The sequence below is a fragment of the Gordonia amicalis genome (genome assembly GCF_022059885.1).
Classification (GTDB): domain Bacteria; phylum Actinomycetota; class Actinomycetes; order Mycobacteriales; family Mycobacteriaceae; genus Gordonia; species Gordonia amicalis.
Map to the genome: position 1 here is coordinate 4,307,855 of NZ_CP091855.1, position 25,561 is coordinate 4,333,415.

General features: G+C 66.7%; 24 protein-coding genes. 8 read left to right on the forward strand and 16 right to left on the reverse strand.

Annotated elements, in window-relative coordinates:
* Positions 1-69: 69 nt before the first annotated feature.
* Positions 70-1,044 (reverse strand): class I SAM-dependent methyltransferase, encoded by a 975-nt coding sequence (locus IHQ52_RS19815; RefSeq protein WP_024500555.1) that lies wholly within the window; start codon positions 1,042-1,044, stop codon positions 70-72.
* A gap of 94 nt (positions 1,045-1,138) precedes the next feature.
* Positions 1,139-1,927 carry an enoyl-CoA hydratase-related protein gene (locus IHQ52_RS19820; protein ID WP_006436041.1) on the reverse strand — a complete coding sequence of 263 codons (789 nt, stop codon included), beginning with the start codon at positions 1,925-1,927 and terminating at the stop codon, positions 1,139-1,141.
* Positions 1,928-2,013: 86 nt separating this feature from the next.
* On the opposite strand from IHQ52_RS19820, the gene ligD reads away from it, so the two are divergent.
* Positions 2,014-3,000 carry a non-homologous end-joining DNA ligase gene (ligD, locus tag IHQ52_RS19825; protein WP_024500556.1) on the forward strand — a complete coding sequence of 329 codons (987 nt, stop codon included), beginning with the start codon at positions 2,014-2,016 and terminating at the stop codon, positions 2,998-3,000.
* Positions 3,001-3,004: 4 nt separating this feature from the next.
* Here ligD and IHQ52_RS19830 read toward each other — a convergent pair whose 3' ends face one another.
* Both IHQ52_RS19830 and IHQ52_RS19835 read right to left on the reverse strand, forming a co-directional pair.
* Complete coding sequence (locus IHQ52_RS19830; RefSeq protein WP_096274219.1) at positions 3,005-3,829, reverse strand: NUDIX hydrolase; 825 nt, start codon at positions 3,827-3,829, stop codon at positions 3,005-3,007.
* Positions 3,826-4,662, reverse strand: coding sequence for an ABC transporter ATP-binding protein (locus IHQ52_RS19835; protein WP_006436038.1), 837 nt, complete (start codon positions 4,660-4,662; stop codon positions 3,826-3,828). The genes IHQ52_RS19830 and IHQ52_RS19835 overlap by 4 nt, the downstream gene beginning before the upstream one ends.
* A gap of 103 nt (positions 4,663-4,765) precedes the next feature.
* Between IHQ52_RS19835 and IHQ52_RS19840 the strand changes: the two genes are divergently transcribed.
* The gene (locus tag IHQ52_RS19840; protein WP_006436037.1) at positions 4,766-5,770 is read left to right on the forward strand and encodes an LLM class flavin-dependent oxidoreductase; all 1,005 of its coding nucleotides are present in this window, start codon (positions 4,766-4,768) and stop codon (positions 5,768-5,770) included.
* 127 nt (positions 5,771-5,897) lie between these two features.
* On the opposite strand, the gene IHQ52_RS19845 is transcribed toward IHQ52_RS19840, so the two are convergent.
* The 6 genes from IHQ52_RS19845 to ctaD form a co-directional block, all read right to left on the reverse strand.
* The gene (locus IHQ52_RS19845; protein ID WP_096274221.1) at positions 5,898-7,064 is read right to left on the reverse strand and encodes an Rv3169 family protein; all 1,167 of its coding nucleotides are present in this window, start codon (positions 7,062-7,064) and stop codon (positions 5,898-5,900) included.
* 216 nt (positions 7,065-7,280) lie between these two features.
* Complete coding sequence (locus tag IHQ52_RS19850; protein WP_096274223.1) at positions 7,281-7,730, reverse strand: cupin domain-containing protein; 450 nt, start codon at positions 7,728-7,730, stop codon at positions 7,281-7,283.
* On the reverse strand, positions 7,727-8,560 hold the full coding sequence (locus tag IHQ52_RS19855) for an aminoacyl-tRNA hydrolase (protein ID WP_394854775.1): 834 nt from the start codon (positions 8,558-8,560) through the stop codon (positions 7,727-7,729). The genes IHQ52_RS19850 and IHQ52_RS19855 overlap by 4 nt, the downstream gene beginning before the upstream one ends.
* A gap of 3 nt (positions 8,561-8,563) precedes the next feature.
* Positions 8,564-8,944: a VOC family protein gene (locus IHQ52_RS19860; protein WP_006436033.1), complete on the reverse strand. Its 381-nt coding sequence runs from the start codon at positions 8,942-8,944 to the stop codon at positions 8,564-8,566.
* A 104-nt stretch (positions 8,945-9,048) separates the two neighbouring features.
* On the reverse strand, positions 9,049-10,290 hold the full coding sequence (gene serB / locus IHQ52_RS19865) for a phosphoserine phosphatase SerB (protein ID WP_096274225.1): 1,242 nt from the start codon (positions 10,288-10,290) through the stop codon (positions 9,049-9,051).
* Between the two features lie 3 nt (positions 10,291-10,293).
* Complete coding sequence (gene ctaD / locus IHQ52_RS19870; RefSeq protein WP_096274227.1) at positions 10,294-12,078, reverse strand: aa3-type cytochrome oxidase subunit I; 1,785 nt, start codon at positions 12,076-12,078, stop codon at positions 10,294-10,296.
* A gap of 334 nt (positions 12,079-12,412) precedes the next feature.
* Here ctaD and IHQ52_RS19875 point away from each other — a divergent pair, with 334 nt between their 5' ends.
* Both IHQ52_RS19875 and IHQ52_RS19880 read left to right on the forward strand, forming a co-directional pair.
* Positions 12,413-13,387: an ABC transporter substrate-binding protein gene (locus IHQ52_RS19875; protein ID WP_096274977.1), complete on the forward strand. Its 975-nt coding sequence runs from the start codon at positions 12,413-12,415 to the stop codon at positions 13,385-13,387.
* 151 nt (positions 13,388-13,538) lie between these two features.
* Complete coding sequence (locus tag IHQ52_RS19880; RefSeq protein ID WP_096274229.1) at positions 13,539-14,027, forward strand: beta-class carbonic anhydrase; 489 nt, start codon at positions 13,539-13,541, stop codon at positions 14,025-14,027.
* Positions 14,028-14,095: 68 nt separating this feature from the next.
* On the opposite strand, the gene IHQ52_RS19885 is transcribed toward IHQ52_RS19880, so the two are convergent.
* Positions 14,096-14,260, reverse strand: coding sequence for a hypothetical protein (locus IHQ52_RS19885; protein WP_096274232.1), 165 nt, complete (start codon positions 14,258-14,260; stop codon positions 14,096-14,098).
* Positions 14,261-14,488: 228 nt separating this feature from the next.
* Here IHQ52_RS19885 and IHQ52_RS19890 point away from each other — a divergent pair, with 228 nt between their 5' ends.
* Both IHQ52_RS19890 and IHQ52_RS19895 read left to right on the forward strand, forming a co-directional pair.
* On the forward strand, positions 14,489-17,383 hold the full coding sequence (locus IHQ52_RS19890) for a DEAD/DEAH box helicase (protein ID WP_374978476.1): 2,895 nt from the start codon (positions 14,489-14,491) through the stop codon (positions 17,381-17,383).
* Complete coding sequence (locus IHQ52_RS19895) at positions 17,380-18,189, forward strand: SWIM zinc finger family protein (RefSeq protein ID WP_006436026.1); 810 nt, start codon at positions 17,380-17,382, stop codon at positions 18,187-18,189. The genes IHQ52_RS19890 and IHQ52_RS19895 overlap by 4 nt, the downstream gene beginning before the upstream one ends.
* A gap of 48 nt (positions 18,190-18,237) precedes the next feature.
* Here the strand turns inward: IHQ52_RS19895 and nrdF are convergent, their stop codons facing one another.
* The 5 genes from nrdF to IHQ52_RS19920 all read right to left on the reverse strand — a co-directional run bounded on the left by nrdF (position 18,238) and on the right by IHQ52_RS19920 (position 23,484).
* Positions 18,238-19,242, reverse strand: coding sequence for a class 1b ribonucleoside-diphosphate reductase subunit beta (gene nrdF / locus IHQ52_RS19900; RefSeq protein WP_096274236.1), 1,005 nt, complete (start codon positions 19,240-19,242; stop codon positions 18,238-18,240).
* A gap of 68 nt (positions 19,243-19,310) precedes the next feature.
* Positions 19,311-21,503: a class 1b ribonucleoside-diphosphate reductase subunit alpha gene (nrdE, locus tag IHQ52_RS19905; protein ID WP_096274238.1), complete on the reverse strand. Its 2,193-nt coding sequence runs from the start codon at positions 21,501-21,503 to the stop codon at positions 19,311-19,313.
* A 100-nt stretch (positions 21,504-21,603) separates the two neighbouring features.
* Positions 21,604-22,068, reverse strand: coding sequence for a class Ib ribonucleoside-diphosphate reductase assembly flavoprotein NrdI (gene nrdI, locus IHQ52_RS19910; protein WP_006436023.1), 465 nt, complete (start codon positions 22,066-22,068; stop codon positions 21,604-21,606).
* 230 nt (positions 22,069-22,298) lie between these two features.
* Positions 22,299-22,535 (reverse strand): redoxin NrdH, encoded by a 237-nt coding sequence (locus IHQ52_RS19915; RefSeq protein ID WP_006436022.1) that lies wholly within the window; start codon positions 22,533-22,535, stop codon positions 22,299-22,301.
* A 391-nt stretch (positions 22,536-22,926) separates the two neighbouring features.
* Positions 22,927-23,484, reverse strand: a complete 558-nt coding sequence (locus IHQ52_RS19920) for an NAD(P)H-dependent oxidoreductase (protein ID WP_238063812.1) — start codon at positions 23,482-23,484, stop codon at positions 22,927-22,929.
* A 111-nt stretch (positions 23,485-23,595) separates the two neighbouring features.
* Here IHQ52_RS19920 and IHQ52_RS19925 point away from each other — a divergent pair, with 111 nt between their 5' ends.
* Positions 23,596-24,222 carry a TetR/AcrR family transcriptional regulator gene (locus tag IHQ52_RS19925; RefSeq protein ID WP_006436020.1) on the forward strand — a complete coding sequence of 209 codons (627 nt, stop codon included), beginning with the start codon at positions 23,596-23,598 and terminating at the stop codon, positions 24,220-24,222.
* A 134-nt stretch (positions 24,223-24,356) separates the two neighbouring features.
* Positions 24,357-25,514: an FAD-dependent urate hydroxylase HpxO gene (gene hpxO / locus IHQ52_RS19930; protein WP_040004685.1), complete on the forward strand. Its 1,158-nt coding sequence runs from the start codon at positions 24,357-24,359 to the stop codon at positions 25,512-25,514.
* The last annotated feature ends 47 nt before the right edge of the window (positions 25,515-25,561 follow it).

The following is a 25,561-nucleotide window of genomic DNA, read 5'->3' on the forward strand; positions in this document are numbered from 1 at the left end:
GTGGCACGGGGCGACCCGATCGGTAGCGAGAATGCGCGCGATGGTCCCGCGCTTTCTACATAGGTCCGGTTACTCCGGCTTGGTGCCGGTGACGACCACGTTGTAGAAGAACTTCGGCGGCACGACCTTGCGCAGGACGTTCTCGTCGAGCCAGGTGAGACGCTTCCAGCCGCCGAAGGCGAACCGCGCCCAGCCCCAGCCGAGCTTCTCCGGCGGGACAGCGGCCTCGAAGGTGCGGACCGGCCAGCCGAGCATCGCCGCGGCCAGTTCCTCGGTGGCGGTGGAGACCTTGGCCGCACCGGCGGAACGGGCGATACCGGCCAGCTCGTCGGGATCGAAGGTGTGGATGTCGACGACGGCCTCGAGCGCCGCGGCGCGCGAGGACTCGTCCAGCTCCTCCTGCGGGCGCCGCCAGCTCTTGAGCGGACCGAACTTGGTGACGTTGGTGGTGGCGAACCACGTCGCGCGGCTCATCCAGCGTGCGTAGAAGTCGCCGATCGTCGACGGCTCACCGGCGAACACGAAACGGCCGCCCGGCTTGAGCACCCGGAGCACCTCGCGCAGCGCCTGCTCGACATCCGGGATGTGGTGCAGCACAGCATGTCCGACGACGAGGTCGAAGGTGTTGTCACCGTAGGGGATCTTCTCCGCGTCGGCGACCCGCCCGTCGACATCGAGGCCCAGATTCTCGGCGTTGCGCAGCGCGACCTTGACCATGCCAGGCGACAGGTCGGTGACCGAACCCTTCTCGGCGACACCGGACTGCATGAGGTTCAGCAGGAAGAAGCCGGTCCCGCAACCGAGTTCCATCGCCCGCCCGTACGGCAGTGGCTCGTCGGCGGCGATGGCGTCGAAACGGCCACGCGCGTAATCGATGCAGCGTTCGTCGAAGCTGATCGACCACTTCTCGTCGTAGGTCTCGGCCTCCCAGTCGTGGTACAGCACCTGGGCGAGTTTGGTGTCCTTCAGTGCGGCCTGCACCTGCTCCTCGGTGGCATGCGGATTCGGCGCCGGATCGATACCCGGAGTGGCGTCGGTGGTCATGATCGCTTCCTTGTCGCGTGGGTCGGTCACTGCTGATGTCGTTGTGGGCCGGTGAGGTTCGCTCCGCTCAGCGCCCCGATGGAGTTCGCTCCGCTCAGCGCCCGGTGAACTTCGCCTTACCGGGGCCGTTCTCCACGAACGACTTCATGCCGATGGCACGGTCGTCGGTGGCGAACAGCGCGGCGAAGAGCTGTTCCTCGATCTTGAGGCCGGTGTCGAGGTCGACGCCGAGGCCCTGATCGACGGCCTTCTTGGCGGCGGCGATGGCAACCGACGCGGCGTCGGTGAACTGTCCCGCCCAGGCGAGGGCGGCGTTGTACACCTCGTCGGGGGCGACGACCTCGTCGACCAGACCGATGGCGAGTGCTTCCTCGGCACCGACGAAACGGCCCGTGAAGATGAGGTCCTTGGCCTTGGCCGGGCCGATGAGCCGCGCGAGACGCTGCGTGCCGCCGCCACCGGGGATGAGGCCCAGCAGGACCTCGGGCACACCGAGCTTCGCGTTGTCGCCGGCAATCCGGCGGTCGGCGCCGAGTGCGACCTCGAGGCCGCCGCCCAGTGCGTAACCGGTGATGGCCGCGACCGTCGGCTTCGGGATCGAGGCAATGGCGCCCAGGTCGCGTTGCAGGCGACCGGCGACCTTGCTCATCTCGGCGTAGGTGAGGTCGTTCATCTCCTTGATGTCGGCGCCGGCGGCGAGGACCTTGGGTCCGCCGTAGACGACGACGGCCTTGATGTCGTCGCGCAGTGTCGCCTCCTCGGCAGCTGCGGCCAGTTCGGCCTGCACCTGGCGGCTCAACGCGTTCATCGGCGGGCGGGCCAGGAGGATGGTGCCCACGCCGGGATGGTCGTCGGACGTCTCGAGTGTCACGAACTCAGGCATCCTCGAAGGCTACCGTCTGGTAAGTCGGCCCGGTGTCCCAGGCCGGACAACCCCGCTCACGCGCGGTTGCGCCTTACAGTGGGCGCATGGCGAAGGGTGCGGGTTCCGCAGGTGAGCCGATCGAGCTGCAGGTGGGCGACCGAACGGTCCGCCTTTCGAGTCCGGACCGCATCTATTTCACCGAACGCGGCGAGACCAAACGCGACCTCGCGGAGTATTACCTGTCGGTGGGTGACGGCATCGTGCGGGCGCTGCGCGACCGCCCGTGCATGCTGCACCGCTTCCCCAAAGGCGTCAGCGGCAACAAGGTACATCAGAAGCGTGTCCCGGCCGGCGCACCCGACTGGCTGGAGACCACCGAGATCTACTTCCCCCGCTACGGACGGACCGCCGACGAACTGTGCGTGACCGAGCTGGCGTCGGTGATCTGGGCCGTGCAGATGTCGACGGTCGAGTTCCATCCCTGGAACTCGCGCCGCGCCGACCCCGAATCCCCCGACGAGTGGCGCATCGACCTCGATCCGATGCCCGACTGCCCGTTCTCGCGCATCCAGCGGGTGTCACACGTGGTCGCGGAGGTTCTCGACGAACTCGGCATGCGCGGTTTCCCGAAGACGTCGGGCGGGCGCGGTCTCCACATCTACGTGCGGATCGCACCCGAATGGGGCTTTCCGCAAGTCCGGCGCGCCGCCCTCGCCTTCGCCCGCGAGGTGGAACGCCGGGCCCCGAAGGACGTGACGACGACGTGGTGGCGTAAGGACCGCGACCCGGCCGCCGTCTTCGTGGATTACAACCAGAACACGCGCGACCACACTATGGCGTCGGCCTATTCGGTACGCGGCAACCAGCGCGCGACGGTGTCGACGCCGGTGCGCTGGGACGAGATCGACGACATCGCACCCGACGACTTCACGATCGCCACCGTGCCCGCACGGTTCGCCGAACTAGGCGATCTGCACGCCGAGATCGACGACGTCGCCCACCGTCTCGACACGCTGCTCGAATGGGCTGATCGCGAGGACATCGGCGAGGACGAGGACTCTGTGGAGGCAGTCGACCTCGACGAGCAGTGATCCGTCAGAGAGTGATGTCGGGCGGCGTCTGGTCGCCGAGCGTGCGGAAGTACTCGTCGGAGCCCGGGAAACCGAGGCCGGAGAGACCGGCGCCCGGGGTGGTGTCGGGGAGTATGCATTCGATGGCCCGGTCGGCGGCCAGCAGTTCGTCGACGGTCGCGAAGCCACTGACGTAGTGCAGCTGCGCCCAGGTCGGCGGCATCAGGAAGTGCTTGCCGTCGGCCCACGAGTCGATCGCGCCTCGGGCGTTGACCCAGCGCGCCACCTCGGCCTCGGTGGTCTCGGCGTCGGCCTCCTGCCCTTCGGGCATGGCGGCGAGGAAGAAGCGGGTGTCGTAGCGGCGCTTCTCGTTGACCGGGGTGATCCAGTGCGCGAGCGGACTCAGCAGATCGGCGCGCAGGGTGAGGCCCCGCGCGGTGAGGAACTCCGCGAACGACAGCGACTTCTCGACGAGCCTCTGTCGATCGTCGGCGAGTGCTCCCGGATCGGCGAAGACACCGTCGGCGGTGGTCGCGAGCAGGACGCCGCATTCCTCGAAGGTCTCCCGGACGGCCGCGCAGACGAGTGCCTGCGCCAGCTCGTCGTCGGTGTTGAACCGGTCGGCCCACCACGCCGCGTCCGGACCGGTCCAGGCCACGTGGGCACCGGCGTCACGCTTGTCGACGCCGCCGCCCGGGAAGACGGTCATGCCGCCGGCGAACGCCATCTGCTTCACCCGACGCTGGAGGAACACCTCGATGCCGTCGGCGGAGTTCCGGACCAGAACCACCGTCGCGGCGTCGCGGATCGGTGCGGACACGACCTCGGGTCCCTGATCGGTGGATGTCATCGGTTGCCTCCTGCTCGACGGTGACCGCCCGCGCGGCGACGGCGTCGAGCGAAGTACCGTCCGTCGACCTTGTCGAGGATGATCTGCTGCCGGAAGGCGGCCGTCAGGTTCTCGCTGGTCAGCACCTCTTCGAGCAGGCCCTGTGCGACGACGCCGCCCTCGGACAGGATCAGCGCGTGCGTGAACCCCTCCGGGATCTCCTCCACATGATGGGTGATCAGCACGATGGCCGGAGCGTCGGGGTCGGCGGCAAGCGTGGCGAGGCGATCGACGAGTTCCTCGCGCCCGCCGAGGTCGAGACCGGCGGCCGGTTCGTCGAGCAGCAGCAGCTCGGGGTCGGTCATGAGCGCACGGGAGATGATCACACGTTTGCGTTCACCCTCCGAAAGGGTGCCGAAGGTGCGTTCGGCGAGATGCTCGGCGCCCATCGACTCCAGCGACTCGACCGCCTGGTCCCGATCCATCTCGTCGTAGGCCTCGCGCCAGCGACCCAGCACCGCGTAACCAGCCGAGATGACGACGTCGCTGACGACCTCGGAGTCGGGCACACGATCGACGAGCGCGGGACTGGCGACGCCGATCCGAGTCGCGAGTTCCCGGATCTCGATCCGGCCGAGCTTCTCGTTCAGCACGAAAGCCGTACCCGACGTCGGGTGGAGCTCCGCACCGGCGAGGCGCAGCAGGGTCGTCTTCCCGGCACCGTTCGGGCCGATGATGACCCAGCGTTCGTCCAGCTCGACCTGCCAGGACAGCGGGCCGACAAGCGTTTTGCCACCGCGGACTATCGCGACGTCGCGGAAGTCGATCAAGAGGTCGGGATCGGATTCGGTCACGCCCCTATCCTGCCTCACGGCGGCGGAGTCGACCGGCTCGGATCAGCCGTGTCGGAGACGGGCGCGGGAATACTCGGACCGGTTCGCCGGGTTGAGGGACTACGTGACCGCTCAACACCTTCCCCTGTCCATCCTGGATCTCGCCACCGTCGGCCGCGACGAAACGGTCGCGCAAAGTCTCGCCGCCAGTGTCGATCTCGCGCAGCATGCGGAGAAGTGGGGATACAAGCGGATCTGGTACGCCGAACACCACAACATGTCGGCGATCGCGTCGTCGGCGCCGGCGGTGCTCATCGCGCACATCGCCGCCCACACCTCGTCCATCCGCCTGGGTGCCGGCGGCGTCATGCTGCCCAACCACGCCCCGCTCACCATCGCCGAGCAGTTCGGCACGCTCGCCGAACTCCACCCCGGCCGCATCGACCTCGGACTCGGCCGCGCGCCGGGCAGCGACCAGCAGACCTTCCAGGCTCTCCGTCGCACGCACGCATCGGCGGAGCGGTTCCCGCATGATGTTCTCGAACTGCAGGCGTTCCTCGGCGACGAGTCCCGTATCGAAGGTGTGCGCGCGACGCCGGGCGCCGGTACCCATGTGCCGCTCTACATCCTGGGCTCGTCCCTTTTCGGTGCGCAGCTCGCCGCCGCTCTGGGACTCCCCTACGCCTTTGCGTCGCACTTCGCTCCGCAGGCACTGACTCAGGCAGTCGAGTTGTACCGCCGCGAGTTCCGGCCGTCGGAGGTCCTCGCCGAACCGTACGTGATCGCCGGCGTCGGTGTGATCGCCGACGACGACCCGGATGTCGCTCAGGAGCAACTGCAGGTCGCCCGGCGCCAGCGTGTCTCGTTGCTCTACGGTCGCGGACGGACCTTCACCGACGAGGAAGCCGACGCCGTGCTCTCGATGCCTCAGGGCCGGCAGATCGACGAGATGCTCACCTACGCCGGTGTCGGGACGCCCGACGAGGTGCGGAAGTACCTGAGCTGGTTCGCCGGACATGCCGACGCCGATGAGCTGATCGTCGCCTCGCTGGCACCGAGTCGCGCCGTGTCGCTGAGCACCCTCGGACACCTCGCCCCGGCGATCTCGCCGGTCGCCGCGCTCGACTGAGCGCCCACGAGTCACGCGCTCGCCGCCGGCAGTTGGTCGTTCGTTCACAGCCACACTCACGGCATGAGCACACCACTGAAGTCGATTTATCGGTAGTTATGACCTATCGACATGAGGCTCCGTTGACCTATAGGCCGAGTGGCGCATAGGGGCCATCGAGGAACAGTTCGGTCTGACCCGCGCCCGACCACTCGCGCCCGTCCGGGGCAATTGTCCTGGTGCGCACCAGGTATTCCTTCCCAATGAGATCCCGTTGGACGACGCCGTCATGGCGGACATGGTCGAACGGCTGGTCCCGTGCGTCCACGTCGTCCCACTCGAGCGAGACCCCCGGTCCGTGGTAGGTCCGCATCGAGCCTCCGTCCCTCCAGGAACCGGCCTGGTATCCGATCGTCGAGGTGATCCACGGCGGGCAAGCAGGTTCCACTTCCTGCACCCACTCGCCGTCGTCGGCGTCGTGCAGGATCACTCGACCTCGACGCAGGAGCCGGGTACCCGGCACCAGCTCGAGTTCACAACGCCCGCTGACCAACTCGTAGGTCTCCTGGTCCCATCCGACGACGAGCCGGCCTTCGAAGGGGGTTCCGAAAGTGTCGTTCATGGGCACCTGACGCCCCCGGGCGTCCTCGTGGATGGCGTAGAAACCGGAGAGATCCCCCGACCCGAACAGGGTCCAGAACCGCAGCGATCGCGCAACACCTTCCGGCGCGGGAGGAGGAAGGAGCTGCGGATTCGGGGCGATGGGCGGGCGCTCGAAGTAGACACCCCATGAGTGATCGCGGCTCCCATACCAATTCGGCCCACCCACCTCGATCCGTTGACCTTCGAGTTCGATCCACCCCTCCACCGTTCCCGGCTGCGAGTAGCGGGACTGGTCGGTGGTCGGGCGTCCCCGATTGGTCGCGAGGTGATGCGCCTCGAGATAGGCCGGCGACATGCCGAACCAGTCGAGCGAACACGACAGACCGGATTCGTTCGGCGCGAGCTCCAACCGGATGTGGCGGTATGGCTCCACCACGGTGACGCGATAGGGCCCGACCTCGAGTTCGCACTTCTCCCGCCACGTGCGACTGAATCGCACGGTGCGCTGGAGGCCATCCCGGTTCAGACCGACATACCCCCCGATCAGATCCGTGTTCGGAGAGATGCGCAGACCCTGGAAACAGAAGGTCTTCGCCTCCGCGGAGAATGCACCGAAGTAGTACCCGTCGTCGAAGCCGGTGTTGGTGTCACTCACCACCGACAACGGTTGCGACGTCTGATGCACGGGCAGCTCGTCGTAGGGACTCAGCACGAATTTCCTCCTCGTCTGATGAACACCACCGATCCATCAGAATAGTCTAGGCATGGATTTTTTATCCCTCGCCTATTTCGAGGAGTTCGTGGTGACATGGACGGTCAGGCGGGAACCTGTCCCGTCGGCACGTTCGACGACCTGATGGACCCGCATCCCGACATCGCCCGCTGCCCCTACAGCGCTGAAGCCACACTCACGGCGTGACAGTCTGTTTCAAGCCAGCCGGAAGTCCGCGAAGTCGAATCCGGGCACCACGATGCAGCTGACCAGCGCCGCCTCGTCCCCGATCGGCCGCGCCCGTTGCCACACGCCCGGAGGGACCAGCGCCTGCGGCTGATGTCCGGCGGCGATGTCGGGTCCGACCATGAGCGGGGTCGGATCACCCGGCGCATCGCCGTCTCCGCCGAGGTCGAGTTGCACGGGCGCCCCGCGGTGGTGCAGCCAGATCTCCGTCCCGCGAACGGTGTGCCACGCGGACTGCTCGCCGGGCATCAGGACGAAGTAGATGGCGGTCCCGGCGGCCCGGTCACCGGTGTAACCGGCCGGCAGCACCGCCTGAGGCAGGCCGACCTCGCTCCGCCAGGTCTGGCGATACCAGCCGCCCTCCGGGTGTGGCTGAAGGTCAAGGCTTTTCGCCCAGTCCGGCAACTCCGTCGCGCTCATCTGCTCCCCTGTCTCGTGATCAGGTCTCCGATGACCTCGGCGATGACGGTGACCGAACCGGGCGCTATCTCGGTGAACCCGGCATCGCGGACCGCCACCGCGGTTCCGGCGGCATCGGCGTCGAGCAGTTCTCGCCATCGTTCGGGCGTGGCCCGACGCACCGCCAGCCGGCATCCGTCGAGCCGCCACCGGATCGCCTCGTCGGCGGTCAACAGCTTGGCGGCGAGCATCGACGCGTGCCCGACCTGCGCGGCGAGCTTGCCGACCGTCATGTCCAGTCCGGGGTTGGTCCACAGCACCACACCGTGTTCCGGCGCCTCGGTGGGGATGTCGCCGTCGACCTCGGTCCCACCGATCTGCAGCTTCTTGACCCGGCGGTCGAGATCACCGACACGACCGGGCACGAACGCGCGCGCCTCGGCGTCGCCTTCGGTCGCGGTGACACCCCACACCTCTTGCGCCGCAGCCCATTGCGCTCCACGGGCGCGCCGGGCGATCTTGCGAATCCGGGCGCTGCACCAGTCGTCCATCGCCGATACCCACGGTCCGTCGCCGGCGGCGCGGTGGTCCAGGCACAGCAGCGCGACGGCCCGCGCAGCTGCGGCCAGCAGATCGGTGCGATTCGGCGGGTCGTTCTTCTCGATGCGCAGCACCATCGCCATAGCCAGCACATCGGCGGGATCCTCGGGATCCTCACCGCCGCCGACGTACCCGACGAGACGTCGGTGATCGGCGACGATCGCCTCCGGCACCACCGGGACGGGCACCGGCCGATCGTCGACCTCCTCGGACGACGACTGTTCGACTGTCGGTGTCAGGTCATCGGTCACGCATCATCCCCAGTTCTCGGCTTTCGTCAGACAGAACGGATGCCCGGCGGGGTCGAGCAGCACACGCCACGTCTCCCCCGGTTGTTCCGACGGTACGGTGGCGCCGAGTTCCACGCAGCGCGTCTGCGCGGCGTCGAGATCGTCGACGGCAAGGTCGAAGTGGAACTGCTTGGAGCCGTGCTCATTCGGCCACGCCGGTGCAACATAGTCGGGCACCGTGCCGAAGCCGACGGCGGGACCGTCACCGACGATCATGGCGTACCCCTCGCCCGATGCGCCGATCTTCCAGCCGAGCACCTCGGACCAGAAGGCTGCCGACGCACCGGCATCGGCGCAGTCGAGGGAGATCATGGCGAGCTTCGCGACACTCGTCGAGATGGTCATCGGAGGTCCTTTCATGGCAGGAACGAATGGATCTCCATCGTCTCTCGCCATCCGGACCCCCGCCTTGAACGAACCCGACGGATCGGGCCCCTCGAGACCCGATCTCAGCCCAGCGGGACCCGCCGGTACACACCGTCGGCGGCGTCCGCGGCCTCGATCTCGTCGCGTGACACCCCGAGTATGAACAGCACGGCGTCGAGGAACGGGTGGTTGAGCGTCGCGTCGGCGACCTCTCGCAACGCGGGCTTGGCGTTGAACGCGATGCCGAGCCCGGCGACGCTGAGCATGTCGATGTCGTTGGCACCGTCGCCGACCGCGATCGTCTGCTCCATCGGCACGCCGACCTGGTCGGCGAACGAGCGCAGCGCCTGCGCCTTGCCCATCCGGTCGACGACCTCGCCGATCACGCGGCCGGTCAGTTTGCCGTCGACGATCTCCAACGTGTTGGCACGCACGAAGTCGAGCTCGAGTTCGTGTGCCAGACCGTCGATGACCTGCCGGAAGCCACCGGACACGAGCCCACAATGGAACCCGAGACGATGCAACGTCCGGATCGTGGTCCGCGCGCCCGGGGTGAGCTCCAGCGATTTGGCAACCTCGTCGAGCACGCTCGCGTCGAGACCGGCCAATACCTTGACCCGTTCGTGGAGCGACTGAGCGAAGTCCAGTTCACCGCGCATCGCAGCTTCGGTCACCGCGGCGACCTCGGCCTCGCGGCCGGCATGTGCGGCCAGCATTTCGATGACCTCGCCCTGGATGAGCGTGGAGTCGACGTCGAAGACGATGAGGCGCTTGGCTCGTCGGGCGAGACCGCCCCGTTCGACAGCGATGTCCACCGAGTGCCTGGCCGCGACCTCGGCCAGTCCCTTACGCAGCGCGGCGTCGGCAGCGACCCCGCCCCGGCCCGCGACGCTGACCATCAGTTCGAGGCCGGTGAGCGGGTAGTCGGCGATGCCACGGATCGAATCGATGTTGCCACCCTGGCTCGCCAGTTTCGCGGCGACCGCGCTGAACGCGGTGGCCGTGACCGGGCTGCCCAGGATGACGACCGCGTGCGAAGACGGCGAGCTCTTGCCGGCTCCGACACCGATCTCCACACGGACGTCGAACCCGATGGAGGCCATGGCCTGTTCGACGACCTCTTGGAGACCTTCAGGGTCCCTGGTCGCCGAGACGAGAACGCCGAGCGTCAGCTGACCGCGGATGACCACCTGCTCGACGTCGAGCAGGGCAACGGCCTGACCGGCCAGGGCACCCATCAGAACGGAGGTGACACCTGGCCGGTCGGGACCGGTGACAGTGAAGAGAACGGTCGTGCCGGTACTGCCTGTTGAGTCTTTGCTCACCGGTCAGCGCGGATCGGGATCCGGCGACCCCTCGTGCGATCCGACGGTGAACGGCTCGCGACGAGCCTCCTCCATCTGGCGATCCTTGCCCGCGTCGTGACCCGGACCGACGTGAGCCTCGGCACGCATCCGCTCGATCATGTGCGGGTAGTGCAGCTCGAAGGCCGGACGCTCCGAACGGATGCGGGGCAGCTCGGTGAAGTTGTGGCGCGGCGGCGGCGACGAGGTCGCCCACTCCAGCGAGTTGCCGAAGCCCCACGGATCGTCGACGGTCACGACCTCGCCGTAGCGGTAGCTGCGGAACACGTTCCACAGGAACGGCAGGGTCGACAGGCCGAGGATGAACGCGCCCACGGTCGAGATGGTGTTCAGCGTCGTGAAGCCATCCGACGGCAGGTAGTCGGCGTAACGACGCGGCATGCCCTCGTTGCCCAGCCAGTGCTGCACCAGGAACGTCATGTGGAAACCGATGAACGTCAGCCAGAAGTGGATCTTGCCCAGGCGCTCGTCGAGCATGCGTCCGGTCATCTTCGGGAACCAGAAGTAGATACCCGAGTAGGTGGCGAACACGATGGTGCCGAAGAGCACGTAGTGGAAGTGGGCGACCACGAAGTAGCTGTCGGAGAGGTGGAAGTCCAGCGGCGGGCTCGCGAGCAGAACACCGGTCAGACCACCGAAGAGGAAGGTCACGATGAAGCCGACCGCGAACAGCATCGGCGATTCGAACGTTATGTGACCTCGCCACATCGTTCCCACCCAGTTGAAGAACTTCACGCCGGTCGGAACCGCGATCAAGAACGTCATGAAGGAGAAGAACGGCAGCAGCACGGCGCCGGTGACGTACATGTGGTGCGCCCACACGGCCGCCGACAGGGCGGCGATGGCCAGGGTCGCGTAGATCAGTCCCGAGTAACCGAAGATCGGCTTACGCGAGAAGACCGGGAAGACCTCCGAGACGATGCCGAAGAACGGCAGCGCGATGACGTACACCTCGGGGTGTCCGAAGAACCAGAACAGGTGCTGCCACAGGATGACGCCGCCGTTGGCCGGGTCGTAGATGTGGGCACCGAACTGGCGGTCGACCTCGAGGCCCATCAGGGCGGCGGTCAGCAGCGGGAAGATCAGCAGGATGAGCACGCTGGTCACCAGGATGTTCCAGGTGAAAATCGGCATCCGGAACATCGTCATACCGGGTGCACGGAGGCAGACCACGGTGGTGATCATGTTGACGGCGCCGAGGATGGTGCCCAGGCCGGACACACCCAGACCCATGATCCACAGGTCGGCACCGAGGCCGGGACTGTGCACGGCGTCGGTGAGCGGCGTGTAGGCGGTCCAACCGAAGTCGGCAGCACCACCGGGGGTGATGAAGCCGGCGATCGCGATGGTCGAACCGAACACGAACAGCCAGAAGCCGAGCGCGTTGAGTCGCGGGAAGGCGACGTCGGGCGAACCGATCTGCAGCGGCAGGACGAAGTTGGCGAAGCCGATGACGATCGGCGTCGCGTACATCAGCAGCATCACGGTGCCGTGCATCGTGAAGAGCTGGTTGAACTGCTCTGTCGACAAGAACTGCATGCCCGGCTGTGCGAGCTCGCCACGCATCAGCAGCGCCATGAGGCCACCGATGAGGAAGAACGCAAAACATGCAGAGATGTACATCATGCCGATCAGCTTGTGATCGGTCGTGGTCAGCAGCTTGTAGATGAACGAACCCTTGGGCTGATAGCGCTCCGGGAACGGACGCACTGGAGCCACTTGCGTGGTGGGTTGGTCTACCGCGGTCACAGATCCTCCTCTTGCCCGAGCGCGACGCCGAACCCCTTCGGACGTCGGTCGGCACATGAACAAACCGAGCGCTGAATACTGATCCTAAACCCTCACCGGCGCCCGAGCCGACCGGGTCCTACGATCTGTCGTATTCGACGCCCGACACACCACATCGGCCGTGCTCAAACCCATTTCCGTACGACGCGCCAGGTGTTCCGGACAGCCTGGGCGGCGTCGGCGGCCGACGGTCTCGCGGCCCCATCCGAGCCTACGCTCGACCCCTGTGGGCCGGTGCTAGGTTGGGCGGGTGCAGAGCAGGGGTAACGGTGCCACGGATGTACGTGTTCGTCGTATTCGGGGTCGCCGGCCGGTCTGGGCAGCCCTTCTCGGTGTGGTCGCGCTCGCGTCGGCCGCCTGTTCCGGCGACGAGCCGCTGACCACTCCCGAGGGCTCCCCCATCTCGACCACCGTGACGCGCGTCGCGGAGGTCAACATCGTCTCCGCCGACCGCGACTTCTCGAAGACATGTCTCGCGCCCACGCCGGCCGACGCCGGGACGACCGACGCCGCCCGCATCGTCGTGACCGATCCGGCGCTCCTGGACGCGCTGTGCGCACTCGGTATCGGCGACAAGGTGACGGCGGTGACCGCGGCACCCGGCTCGGTGCCCGCCTATCTGGGACCGCAGCTGACGGCCGTGCCGGCGATCGGGACGACCCCGGACGCCGCAGCGGTGTCGAAGGCCGACGCCGACCTCGTCCTCACCACTCCCGGGACCGCCCCGTCGTCGAAACCCTTCGGTGCAGTGCGTTCCGTGACGATCCCGGCCGGCGACTGGCAGAAGCAGTTCCGAGCAGTCGCCGACGCGGTGAACCGCAGCGACGCGGGCCGTCAGCGGCTCGCCGAGTTCACCACCGAGGCCACCAAGACCGGCAGGCGCATGGACGCCTCGCACACCCAGGTGTCGCTGGTCCGGTTCGGCGACGACTCCGAGACCATCGCCGGCATGGACACCTTCGCCGGGCAGATCCTGGGCGAGATCGGCGTCCAACGACCCGGTCCGCAGCGCGTCCCTGATTCGTTCCCCGTCGACGACGCGGACTTCCGCGAGGCCGAGGGCGACCTCATCTATGTGAGCTTCGAGGGCGAGCAGGGTCAGAAACACGGCGAAGAGGTCCTGCTGAGCGACGAGTGGCTGAATCTGGGCGCCTCCATGTGGAAGCGCGTCCTGGCCGTCGACGACGCCGTCTGGTACGACTCGTCGGGCCTGGCCGCCGCGTGGCTGGTGCTCAACGACGTGAAGGGTTCGCTCGACGGGAACTCGTGAGTCACGCCCGGCCGCGAGAGTGCGGCGCGAGTGCCGTTTTCCGGCACCGACCACGCATTCTGCGACGAGGACACCGTCGACCGCGTCCACCGTTTCGATCAGGCCTGGCCAAACCCTCGCCCGTGCCGCCGCAACCCATCACTGTTGACGCATGAGTGTCACCGATCAGTACCTGGCGAACAACGCCGAATACGCCACGACCTTCACGGGTCCCCTGCCGCTGCCGCCGAGCAAGCACGTCGCGGTGGTCGCCTGCATGGATGCCCGCCTCGACGTCTACCGCGTCCTCGGCATCAACGAAGGCGAAGCCCACGTCATCCGCAACGCCGGCGGCGTCATCACCCACGACGAGATCCGCTCCCTCGCGATCAGCCAGCGACTGCTCGGCACCACCGAGATCATCCTCATCCACCACACCGACTGCGGCATGCTGACCTTCACCGACGACGAGTTCAAGCGGGAGATCCAGACCGAGATCGGCCAGAAGCCGGAGTGGGCCGCCGAGTCGTTCACCGACATCGACGAGGACGTCCGCCAGTCGCTCACCCGCATCGAGAACAGTCCGTTCATCACCAAGACGAGTTCGCTGCGCGGATTCGTCTTCGACGTCGCGACGGGTCTGCTGCGCGAGGTTTCCTGACCTTCTGACACAACTGACCGGGTACGCGGTCGAGCCGCGTACCCGGTCAGTTCGTCTGCGATCTGCGATCAGTCCTCCGCGGAGTCGTCCGAGCGCTGAACCGCGTCGGGCGCGTTCTCCCTGGTCGCCATGCCGCCCTCGCGTCCGTGGTCCCTCGGCCCGGGCGGGTCCTGGCGCACCTCGGCGGTGCCCGCCTCGTGTTCGGCCTTTCCGCTGTCCTTCGACTGCCCCATCGCGTCCTCCTCGTGCCACGGCCGGTTGCCTCTGCGCCGGATCTCCAGTCCTCGTCCATACCCCCGCCGAACGATGCGGAAACCGGCACTGTCGGGGGTCGTCGCTAGACTGGCGGGCGATCCTCGATGCCATCAGAACCGCAGCTCAGTGGGCCGATTCCACCGGACTCCGCCCCGTCGCCCCGTTCCCTCGCACCCCTCCACGTCCTGTGGCGGCCCGGTGTCGGTATGGCCGTGTGGATCGATGGCGAACCGGCCGACCTTCCCGAGCCGCTTCGCGACGCCGTGTCCGGCCGCCGGTTCCGCAGCGAGATCCCGATCGTCGACGACGGCAACCGGCGACGATTCGTCCGGGCGGCGACACTCGGTCTGACCTCGGCGGTGTCCCTGCTCGATGCGTCGAGGTCGGTGACGGTCCCGGGCGACGTCCGGTGGTACCGATACCTCTTGGACGGTGTGCGCGCCTTCGTCACCGCCGGTGCCGTCGCCCCGTCGGCCGAGCAGGTCGCCGGGGAATGGTTGCTCCGCTGGGTCGCCATCCCGACGCCGACGTGGCGCAGCTGGCACGCCGTCGTGCTCGGTAGCGCGCCGGATGCACTGCTGCACAACGGCTCCCACGCCGCACTCGACGATTTCCTCGCCGAGCTCGTCGATCACGAGTGCCGCACCACGATCGCCCGCTCGATCCCCCGGCTCGGTGAACCACGTCCGGCGTCACCGGTCGTCCGTGCACTCCTACCCGGGACCGACGCCGGTCCGCCCTGCTCCCCCGAACGACTCTCGGCCGCCGCCGGGAGCTGGTCCCGATGGAATGCCGGCGTGCCACGGGACGACCAGTCACTCATCTTCCGGCTCCACGAACCCGAGTACGACGACCTCGCCGACAGTCACTGGGACGATGCGTGGGACGACGAGACGTTCGACCTGCCGACCCGCGACGAGGTCGCCGACGCCTCACGATGGCGGCTGGAGGTCTGCCGCCGCAGCATCGACGGTCAGATCGAGCCGGTCGCACCCCATCGTCTGGACGCCCACGAACTCGACGAGCTGACCACGGCACTGGCCGCCGCGGTACGGGAGTTCCCCGAACTCGATCGAGCCGACCCGGACCGCGGCTCCCTCGACTTCCTGTTGCCCACCGACGTCGCCGCCGAACTGTTCGCCACCGGCGCTGCAGCCCTGGGCGCCGCCGGGATTCCGGTGCTGCTTCCCCGCACCATCGCCGAGGTCCGGCCGAGCCTCACGCTGCGTGCACTGGCGCCGCCCGGCGGCGGCGCACCGGCGGCGATGGTCGGACTCCGCGAGATCCGCGAATTCGAATGGCGACTGGCACTGGGAGATTCGCCCGACGCCATCACCCTGACCGATGCGGATCTCGACGACTTGTCCGGCCAGAAGGGTGATCTGGTGCGGGTCCGCGGCGTGTGGGTCCGCGCGGAGGGTTCGGCTTTGACGCGTGCCGCCGCCTTCGTCGCGACCCAGCGTGCGCTCGCCGCATCCGCGCCACCTGCCGACTTCGGCGAACTGTTCGGACTCGTGACCGGCGAGTCGGACAGACTTCCGGTGCCCGTCACCCGGGTCGAAGGACTCTCGTGGCTCGACGATGTCGCCGAGGGCGGTGCCATCCGACCCGAGCCCGTCACGCCTCCAGCCGACCTGGAAGCGATCCTGCGTCCCTACCAGCAGCGCGGCCTGGACTGGTTGGCCCACCTGTCGAACCTCGGCGTCGGAGGTGTACTCGCCGACGACATGGGTCTGGGCAAGACCCTGCAGGTGATCGCACTCGAGTGTCACGAACGCAGCGTCGTCGCCGACGATGCCGAGACACCCGGGCCGACCCTCGTGATCTGCCCGATGTCATTGGTCGGCAACTGGTCTCGTGAGTTCGCGCGCTTCGCGCCGACCCTTCGGGTGGCCATCCATCACGGTCCTTCACGGGCATCGGGTGCCACCTTCACCGCCATCCGCGACTCCGTCGACGCGGTCATCACGACGTTCGCGATCGCAGGCCGCGACCTCGAACTGCTCTCCGCACATCCGTGGCACCGCGTCGTCGTCGACGAGGCCCAGCACCTCAAGAACGTGAACACCATTGCCGCCAAGGCGATACGGACGATCCCGGCCGACCGTCGCCTCGCGCTGACCGGCACTCCCGTGGAGAACCGACTCGAGGATCTGCGCGCGGTGATCGACCTGGTGAACCCCGGCCTCCTGGGGTCCGCCTCGGTGTTCCGGGCCCGTTACGCCGAACCCATCGAGCGGGACCGCGACCCCGGCGCCCTCCGACGCCTGTCCGCCATCACGCGGCCGTTCATCCTGCGGCGCGAGAAAACCGATCCGGCCATCGCCGCCGACCTGCCGGAGAAGGCGGATTTCGCGGTGCGCGCCAACCTCACCGTCGAACAGGCCGCGCTCTACCGTGCCGTCATCGACGAACTCATGGCGGCACTGCGCGACAAACAACAGCGAACCCTGCGTCGTCGCAACGTGCTCGCCGCCCTCACCCGGCTCAAGCAGGTGTGCAACCACCCTGCGCACTACCTCGCCGACGGCACCGACCTCGTCCGCGACGGCGAACACCGCTCGGGCAAGGTCGAATTGCTGGCCGACATCGTCTCCACCGTCGCCGACGAGGGCGACCGCGCACTCGTCTTCACCCAGTTCGCGGCATTCGGCGAGATGCTGTCGGGCTGGCTCGGCGAACAGTTCGGCACCGAGATCCCGCTGCTGCACGGTGGTCTCGGTCGCACCGAACGCGATCGTCTGGTCGCCGACTTCCAGTCCGACGACGGTCCCCCGGTGATGCTTGCGACCCTCAAGGCCGGCGGCACCGGCCTCAACCTGACCGCTGCCAACCACGTCATCCACGTGGACCGCTGGTGGAATCCCGCGGTCGAGGATCAGGCCACCGACCGCGCGTACCGCATCGGCCAGAACCAGAAGGTGTCGGTGCACCGCTTCGTCTGCGTCGGCACCATCGAGGAACGGATCGACGACATGATCGCCAAGAAGCGCGAACTGTCCCGGCTGACCGTCGCGGCCGGCGAGAACTGGGTGTCCGACCTCGCCGATGACGAACTCTTCGAACTGTTCCGGCTCCGCGATGAGGCGGTGAGCGAATGACCGTGCGCAAGAAGGGTACCCAGCGTAAAGGCGAACGGGGCACCATCGCGGTCCGCGGGTACGGTCTCACCCCGTGGTCGCGGGCGTTCGTCGACGTGGTCGAGGGCCGTGGCGCCGACGGTGAGGCGGTCGCCGACAGCCGACATGTCACCAAGGCGCGCAGGTACTTCCGCGACCGGCATGTGCGTGGTCTGCGGATCGGGGCAGGCCAGGTGACGGCTTCGGTGGAGGGCACCCAACTCGAACCGTTCGACGTCATCATCACCACCCGGACCGTCGACACCCCGACTCTCGCCGGTCTGCTCCGTGACCGCGGCGGCGTCGAAGAACTCATGCGACTCACCCGCGGTGAGCAGCCACCGATCCTCGGTGAGCTGCTCGTCCCCACCGAATCGGCGGACGTCGCGACCGACTGCACCTGTCCGGACGAGGCACCGAGGTGCGTCCACGCCCTGGTGACCAGTTATGAGATCGCCGCCGAGATCGATCGGTCGCCGCTGACGCTGCTGACCGTGATGGGTACCGACCTGCGCGACCTGCTCGCCGAGATCGACTCGCGCCCCGCGCCCTCCCCCGTCGCCGACGACGACTCATCGTCGGGAACGCTGCGGCCCGACGACTTCTACGGCACCGCGTCGACGCGGCCGCCGCTGCCCTCGGTCCCGCGGATGAATCCCCTCACCGCGCTCGACGGCGCGGATCTGCGCGCCGCGCTGCGTGCCACCGGGGTGGCGCCGGCCGACATCGCCGAGGCGATCGACGAACTCGGCGATCTCTACGACCGCCTGACCGCCACAGATTTATAGCCCGAACCCGCGTTGAGCGCGGCTCCGGGCTATATATCGGGCGGGATCTTAGAAGTCCCAGTCCTCGTCTTCGGTGTTGACGGCCTTGCCGATGACGTACGAGCTACCCGACCCCGAGAAGAAGTCGTGGTTCTCGTCGGCGTTCGGCGACAGCGCCGACAGGATCGCCGGGTTCACATCGGTCTCGTCCTTCGGGAACATCGCCTCGTAGCCGAGGTTCATCAGCGCCTTGTTGGCGTTGTAGCGCAGGAACTTCTTGACGTCCTCGGTGAGCCCGACCTCGTCGTAGAGCGACTCGGTGTAGTCGCTCTCGTTGTCGTACAGCTCGAACAGCAACTCGAAGGTGTAGTCTTTGAGTTCCTGACGACGCTCCGGCGACTGCGTCTCCAGACCGCGCTGGTACTTGTAGCCGATGTAGTAACCGTGAACGGCCTCGTCGCGGATGATGAGGCGGATCAGGTCGGCGGTGTTGGTGAGCTTGGCGCGGCTCGACCAGTACATCGGCAGGTAGAAGCCCGAGTAGAACAGGAACGACTCGAGCAGTGTCGAGGCGACCTTGCGCTTGAGCGGGTCCTCGCCACGGTAGTAGTCCATGACGATGCGCGCCTTGCGCTGCAGCTGCTCGTTCTCCTCCGACCAGCGGAAGGCCTCGTCGATCTCCTTGGTGGAGCACAGGGTCGAGAAGATCGAGCTGTAGGACTTGGCGTGCACCGACTCCATGAACGCGATGTTGGTGAGCACCGCCTCCTCGTGCGGAGTGGTGGCGTCCGGGATCAGCGACACCGCGCCGACGGTGCCCTGGATGGTGTCGAGCAGCGTCAGGCCGGTGAAGACCCGCATGGTGAGCTGCTTCTCGTACTCGGTCAGCGTGCCCCACGACGGGATGTCATTGGACACCGGCACCTTCTCCGGTAGCCAGAAGTTGCCGGTGAGGCGATCCCACACCTCGGCGTCCTTGTCGTCGGGGACGCGGTTCCAGTTGATCGCCGAGACCCGGCTGACCAGCTTGATGGGTGCGCCGTCGGCGGGGCTGTGGCTTTCGGTGGAGGTCATGTGACTGTTCCTCGTCTAACGGGTCGTGTGGGGGCCGGGATTGCTGAAAGGCATTGCGGAGCAGGGGGTCACAGCATGCATGACACGCAGCCCTCCACCTCGGTCCCCTCGAGGGCGATCTGGCGCAGACGGATGTAGTACAGCGTCTTGATCCCCTTGCGCCATGCGTAGATCTGCGCCCTGTTGACGTCGCGCGTGGTGGCGGTGTCCTTGAAGAACAGGGTCAGGCTCAGGCCCTGGTCGACGTGCTGGGTCGCCGCCGCGTAGGTGTCGATGATCTTCTCGTACCCGATGTCGTACGCGTCCTGGTAGTACTCCAGGTTGTCGTTGGTCATGTACGGCGCCGGGTAGTAGACGCGACCGATCTTGCCTTCCTTGCGGATCTCGATCTTCGCCGCGACCGGGTGGATCGAGCTGGTCGAGTGGTTGATGTAGCTGATCGAACCGGTCGGCGGAACCGCCTGCAGGTTCTGGTTGTAGATGCCGTCGCGCTGCACGGCTTCCTTCAGCTCGCGCCAGTCGTCCTGGGTCGGGATGTGGATGCCCGCCTGCCCGAAGATGTCCCGCACCTTCTGGGTCTCCGGCTCCCATGCCTTGTTGGTGTACTTGTCGAAGAACTCACCCGACGCGTACTTCGACTTCTCGAAGCCGGTGAACGCCTGGCCGCGCTCGCGGGCGATCCGGTTCGACGCGCGCAGTGCGTGGAAGAGCACCGTGTAGAAGTAGATGTTCGTGAAGTCGATGCCCTCTTCGCTGCCGTAGAAGATGCGCTCGCGGGCCAGGTAGCCGTGCAGGTTCATCTGGCCGAGACCGATGGCGTGAGAGTTGTTGTTGCCGTGCTCGATCGAGGGCACCGAGGTGATCGAGGTCTGATCGCTCACCGCGGTGAGTCCGCGGATCGCGGTCTCGATGGTCTGGCCGATGTCCGGCGAGTCCATCGTCTTGGCGATGTTGAGCGACCCCAGGTTGCACGAGATGTCCTTGCCCACATGGGAGTACGACAGATCGTCGTTGAAGGTCGACGCCGTCGAGACCTGCAGGATCTCCGAACACAGGTTGGAGTGGGTGATCTTGCCGTCGATGGGGTTCGACCGGTTCACCGTGTCCTCGAACATGATGTAGGGGTAGCCCGACTCGAACTGCAGCTCGGCGAGGGTCTGGAAGAACTCGCGGGCCTTGATCTTGGTCTTGCGGATACGACGATCCTCGACCATCTCGTGGTAGCGGTCGGTGACGTTGATGTCGGCGAACGGCACGCCGTAGACGCGTTCGACGTCGTACGGGCTGAACAGGTACATGTCGTCGTTGGCCTTGGCCAGCTGGAACGTGATGTCCGGGATGACCACGCCGAGCGACAGCGTCTTGATGCGGATCTTCTCGTCCGCGTTCTCGCGTTTGGTGTCGAGGAAGCGGTAGATGTCGGGGTGGTGGGCGTGCAGGTAGACCGCACCCGCGCCCTGACGCGCACCGAGCTGGTTGGCGTAGGAGAAGGAGTCCTCGAGCAGCTTCATGATCGGGATGACACCCGAGCTCTGGTTCTCGATCTTCTTGATCGGAGCGCCGTGCTCACGAATGTTGGAGAGCAGCAGCGCAACTCCGCCACCGCGCTTGGACAGCTGCAGGGCCGAGTTGATCGAGCGGCCGATCGACTCCATGTTGTCCTCGATGCGGAGCAGGAAGCACGAGACCGGCTCGCCGCGCTGCTTCTTGCCCGAGTTGAGGAAGGTCGGCGTGGCCGGCTGGAAGCGACCGGAGATGATCTCGTCGACCAGGTCACGGGCCAGTGCCGTGTCGCCGTCGGCCAGCGTCAGCGCCACCATGCAGACACGATCCTCGAAGCGCTCCAGGTAGCGCTTGCCGTCGAAGGTCTTGAGCGTGTAGCTCGTGTAGTACTTGAACGCCCCGAGGAACGTCGGGAACCGGAACTTCTTGTCGTAGGCGTGCTTGAACAGGCCCTTCACGAACTCGCGGTCGTACTTGGCGAGGACCTCGGGCTCGTAGTAGTTCTCCTCGACGAGGTAGTCGAGCTTCTCGTCGAGGTCGTGGAAGAACACGGTGTTCTGGTTGACGTGCTGCAGGAAGTACTGGCGCGCGGCCTCACGATCCTTGTCGAACTGGATCTTGCCGTCGGCGTCGTACAGGTTGAGCATCGCGTTGAGCGCGTGGAAGTCCAGCTCGCCGGGCTCATGACCCGACGGGCCGGCATGCACGCCCGACTTACTTGCTGAAGAGGTGTCCGAGACGGCGGCGGTGGGCGACACGACAGATGACTCCTGCGGATAGTGGTGGGCTTACCAAGTGCCTCATGGGCAGAGTATGGGCGGGGTGTGACAGTCCGGTGGCGGCGCGCCCGGCCGACTGTCAGGCGGGTGCGGCGTGGAGGGAACCGGTTGCCGCGAACGCGGGACCCTGGGCGAAGTCGGCCAGTCCCGTACGCACGCGGTCGACGTCGTCGGTGGTGCCCATCAATTCGAATCGGTACAGGTAGGGCACGCGACATTTGCGCGAGATGATGTCGCCGGCGTAGCAGAACTCCTCACCGAAGTTCGTGTTGCCGGCCGCGATCACCCCCGTGATGAGGGATCGGTTGTGTTCGTCGTTGAGAAAGCGGATGACCTGCTTGGGGACGAAACCGCCGGGCTTGCCCGTCGCCTTGCCTCCCCCGTAGGTCGGGCAGATCAGCACGTAGGGCTCGTCGACACGGAATTCACCGGCTGCTCCGGTCAGCGGGATACGCACCGAGCGCATATCCAGCTTCTCGACGAATCGGTGGGTGTTCTCGGAGACCGAGGAGAAGTAGACGATCAACGGCGACGTGGCCGACATGTCTCCCTCCAACCCTGCTGACGATGACCGTGTGGAACGTCTGTTCGTTTGCGTTCTGATCGACGGCGCCGATCACCGACGCCTTCTGATTCCAACACCGGAACCCTCGTGACCATTTCCCGATCCGAGACCGGAGTCACTCTCGACTGTCACATCCCGACGCGGCGGATCCGGCTTCCCCTTCGGATCGCACCCGCACCCCGGTCGACGGTGACAGCAGACTGCGGAGATCAGGCAGCAGCAGTGGCGAGCGCTTTGATGCGGTCGGGACGGAAGCCCGACCAGTGCTCGTCGCCGGCGACGACGACCGGGGCCTGGAGGTAACCGAGCGCCATCACATAGTCGCGGGCCTCCGGGTCCTGACTGATGTCGACGACCTCATAGGACAGACCCTGCTTGTCCAGGGCCTTGTAGGTGGCGTTGCACTGGACACATGCCGGCTTCGTGTAGACGGTGATGGAAGACATCGAGAGGTTCTCCTCGGTCGTTGGAATCGCCAGTGACGTGCAGTTTCCCAGCGTGAAGATGGTGATCTACGTCACCGTCTTCCTGGCGTTTCCGGAGGAGTAGATCCACTTCCTCTTGTCCGCCTGACTGGTACCGCAAACACTACACCTAGTGGCTGACATTTCTGTTCACCACAAGGGGTTGTGAATAACATCGGTGGAAGACATGCAGGTCGGAGGGGTGCAGGATTCGAAATTCCGGCGTGTCACGGGCCCGTACGGCGTGTCGCTCACAGGTTGTCCAGGACTGCTCCACAACATGTGCACCGGATGTCCACAATCCCCAGCTCGCCGACAAGACGACGCCGCACCGGGCGTGGCCCGGTGCGGCGTCGAAGAACCAGAGAACAGGTCAGGCGCTGATGGCGACCTCGTCGACGAGGCGGGCGACCGACGCGACGACCTTCGCCACGATCGTGGGATCGGTGAGGCCGCCCTCGGGGAGCGCGGGGATCTGCAGACCGAGGTCGGCCTCCTCGATCGCGCGAGCGCCGGCGATGCCGACCGACTTGCGGGTGTCCTCACGGGTCCACTGTCCGCCGTACTGGCCGAGGCCCGCACTCAGCACCGCCACCGGCTTGCCGCCCAGAGCCCCGGCGCCGTAGGGACGCGACAGCCAGTCGATGGCGTTCTTGAGCGCGGCCGGAATGGTGCCGTTGTACTCGGGGGTGGCGATGAGCACTCCGTCCGCCTTCGCCACGGACTCACGGAGGGCGACCACACCGTCGTGGAGGGCGCCCTCGACGTCGATGTCCTCGCTGTAGAACGGCAGCGAACCGAGATCGTCGACGACCGTGATGTCGACCCCGGCGGGAGCATTGTCGGCAGCGACCTGGGCCAGCTGCCGGTTGACGGAGGCAGCACGAAGGCTTCCGACGAGCGCAACCAGTTCGACAGTTCGATCCGACATGTCATTCCTTTCGACGAGGGCATCGGCCCGGAGGGGACCGTGAATACGCATCAAGTAACCGGACCCGGGTCCGATTGATTCCTGGCCGAGGTAAAGAGTTACCCTCATCACGTGCCGAACGGGCCAGACCACTCCCCGCTCCATATCTCCTTCAACACCTCGGGGACCGAACGTGCCGACGCCGCGCGAAATCGGCGTCTGTTGCTGGCTGCCGCCAAAAACCTGATCGATCACCACGGCGCGGCGGCGGTCACCATGGAAGCGGTCGCCCGCGAGGCAGGTGTGGGCAAGGGCACGGTGTTCCGACGCTTCGGCAACCGCACCGGATTGATGCTCGCACTGCTCGACCATTCCGAATCCGAGATGCAGCAGGCCTACCTGTCCGGACCCGAACCCCTGGGTCCCGGCGCACCCCCGCTCGACCGGTTGCTGGCCTACGGCCGCGCCCGACTCAAACTCACCTGCGACCACCTCGACATCCTGCTGGAGGCCGGGGCGGCCGCGGACGACTTCATGACCCACCCGGTGGGTCGCGCGTCGACCCAGCACGTACAGATCTTGCTGCGGCAGTTGGGTTTCGCGGACGAGCTCGACTTCATGTCGCTGGCCGTGCAGGCACCGCTCGCCGCCGGATCGGTCCGGTATCTGATGGTCGAGGTCGGCCTCGATCTCGAGACCATCACCACACAGTGGCAGGAGATGGTCACCGCCCTCGTGGCCTCCCGCCGTTCGCAGTGACTCCCCTCCCCCTGCTGTCCTCTCGTAGGCCGGACGAGATGTTTGGTCGCGCACCAGCGTCGGTCGCGTCTTAGCCTTGTGTCGTGTCGGTGAGAAGCGGCCGGCGGGTGACATCGGAGAAAGCGGTGGTGAGCGTGAAGGCAGTGATCGTCGGCGCAGGTATGGGCGGTATGTCGGCGGCCATCGCTCTCGAACAGCTGGGATTCGAGGTCGAGGTCTACGAGCAGGTCACCGAGAACAAGCCCGTCGGTGCCGCGATCTCGGTGTGGTCCAACGGCGTCAAGTGCCTCAACCACCTCGGGCTGGAGAAGGAGACTGCCGAGATCGGCGGGATCCTCGACTCGATGAGCTACGTCGACGGCTTCACCGGTGACACCATGTGCCGCTTCAGCATGCAGCCACTCATCGACGAGGTGGGTCAGCGTCCGTACCCGATCGCGCGGGCCGAACTGCAGCAGATGTTGATGGACGCGTACGGTTTCGACGACATCCACTTCGGCAAGGAGATGGTGGCGGTCCGCAGCGACGAGAATCGTGCCACCGTCGAATTCGCCGACGGGACCACCGATTCCGGCGACATCGTGATCGGCGCCGACGGCGCGAGGTCACTGGCCCGCGAATACGTACTGGGCGGCCCGGTTGCGCGCCGTTACGCGGGGTACGTCAACTTCAACGGACTCGTCGAGGTCGACGAGAAGATCGGCCCGGCCACCGAATGGACCACCTACGTGGGTGATTCACGGCGTGTGTCGGTGATGCCGGTGGCGGGCAACCGCTTCTACTTCTTCTTCGACGTCCCGATGCCCGAGGGCGTTCCGTTCGAACGCGGCACCGCGCGCGAGGTGCTCGCCGCGGAGTTCGCCGACTGGGCGCCCGGCGTCCAGACCCTCATCGCGGAACTCGATCCCGCGACCACCAATCGCGTCGAGATCCTCGACCTCGACCCGTTCGACATCTGGGTCAAGGGACGCGTCGCCGTGCTCGGCGACGCCGCGCACAACACCACCCCCGACATCGGACAGGGCGGATGTTCGGCGATGGAGGACGCGGTCGCACTGCAGTTCGCCTTCCGCGACCACCCCGACGATCCGATCGCCGCCCTGGACGCCTACCAGGCTGCGCGCACCGAACGCGCCGGCGATCTGGTGCTCCGCGCCCGCAAGCGCAGCGACGTCACCCATGGCAAGGACCCGGAGAAGACCGCCGCCTGGTACGACGAACTGCGCAGCGAGGACGGCACCAACATCATCCGCGGCATCGTCGGCAACATCGTCGGCGGCCCCCTGACCTGATCGCCGGCTCAGTGCTTGACCTTCAGGTAGCTGGAAGCCGAATGATG

What these genes read in the sequence shown, in the direction of transcription:
- IHQ52_RS19920 (WP_238063812.1), bottom strand. Translation starts at nt 23,484, where the DNA reads ATGTCGGATCGAACTGTCGAACTGGTTGCGCTCGTCGGAAGCCTTCGT.
- ligD (WP_024500556.1), top strand. Translation starts at nt 2,014, where the DNA reads ATGGCGAAGGGTGCGGGTTCCGCAGGTGAGCCGATCGAGCTGCAGGTG.
- IHQ52_RS19820 (WP_006436041.1), bottom strand. Translation starts at nt 1,927, where the DNA reads ATGCCTGAGTTCGTGACACTCGAGACGTCCGACGACCATCCCGGCGTG.
- nrdI (WP_006436023.1), bottom strand. Translation starts at nt 22,068, where the DNA reads ATGTCGGCCACGTCGCCGTTGATCGTCTACTTCTCCTCGGTCTCCGAG.
- IHQ52_RS19880 (WP_096274229.1), top strand. Translation starts at nt 13,539, where the DNA reads ATGAGTGTCACCGATCAGTACCTGGCGAACAACGCCGAATACGCCACG.
- nrdF (WP_096274236.1), bottom strand. Translation starts at nt 19,242, where the DNA reads ATGACCTCCACCGAAAGCCACAGCCCCGCCGACGGCGCACCCATCAAG.
- IHQ52_RS19895 (WP_006436026.1), top strand. Translation starts at nt 17,380, where the DNA reads ATGACCGTGCGCAAGAAGGGTACCCAGCGTAAAGGCGAACGGGGCACC.
- IHQ52_RS19860 (WP_006436033.1), bottom strand. Translation starts at nt 8,944, where the DNA reads ATGACCATCTCGACGAGTGTCGCGAAGCTCGCCATGATCTCCCTCGAC.
- IHQ52_RS19815 (WP_024500555.1), bottom strand. Translation starts at nt 1,044, where the DNA reads ATGACCACCGACGCCACTCCGGGTATCGATCCGGCGCCGAATCCGCAT.
- IHQ52_RS19890 (WP_374978476.1), top strand. Translation starts at nt 14,489, where the DNA reads ATGGCCGTGTGGATCGATGGCGAACCGGCCGACCTTCCCGAGCCGCTT.
- IHQ52_RS19830 (WP_096274219.1), bottom strand. Translation starts at nt 3,829, where the DNA reads ATGACATCCACCGATCAGGGACCCGAGGTCGTGTCCGCACCGATCCGC.
- IHQ52_RS19850 (WP_096274223.1), bottom strand. Translation starts at nt 7,730, where the DNA reads ATGAGCGCGACGGAGTTGCCGGACTGGGCGAAAAGCCTTGACCTTCAG.
- IHQ52_RS19915 (WP_006436022.1), bottom strand. Translation starts at nt 22,535, where the DNA reads ATGTCTTCCATCACCGTCTACACGAAGCCGGCATGTGTCCAGTGCAAC.
- IHQ52_RS19885 (WP_096274232.1), bottom strand. Translation starts at nt 14,260, where the DNA reads ATGGGGCAGTCGAAGGACAGCGGAAAGGCCGAACACGAGGCGGGCACC.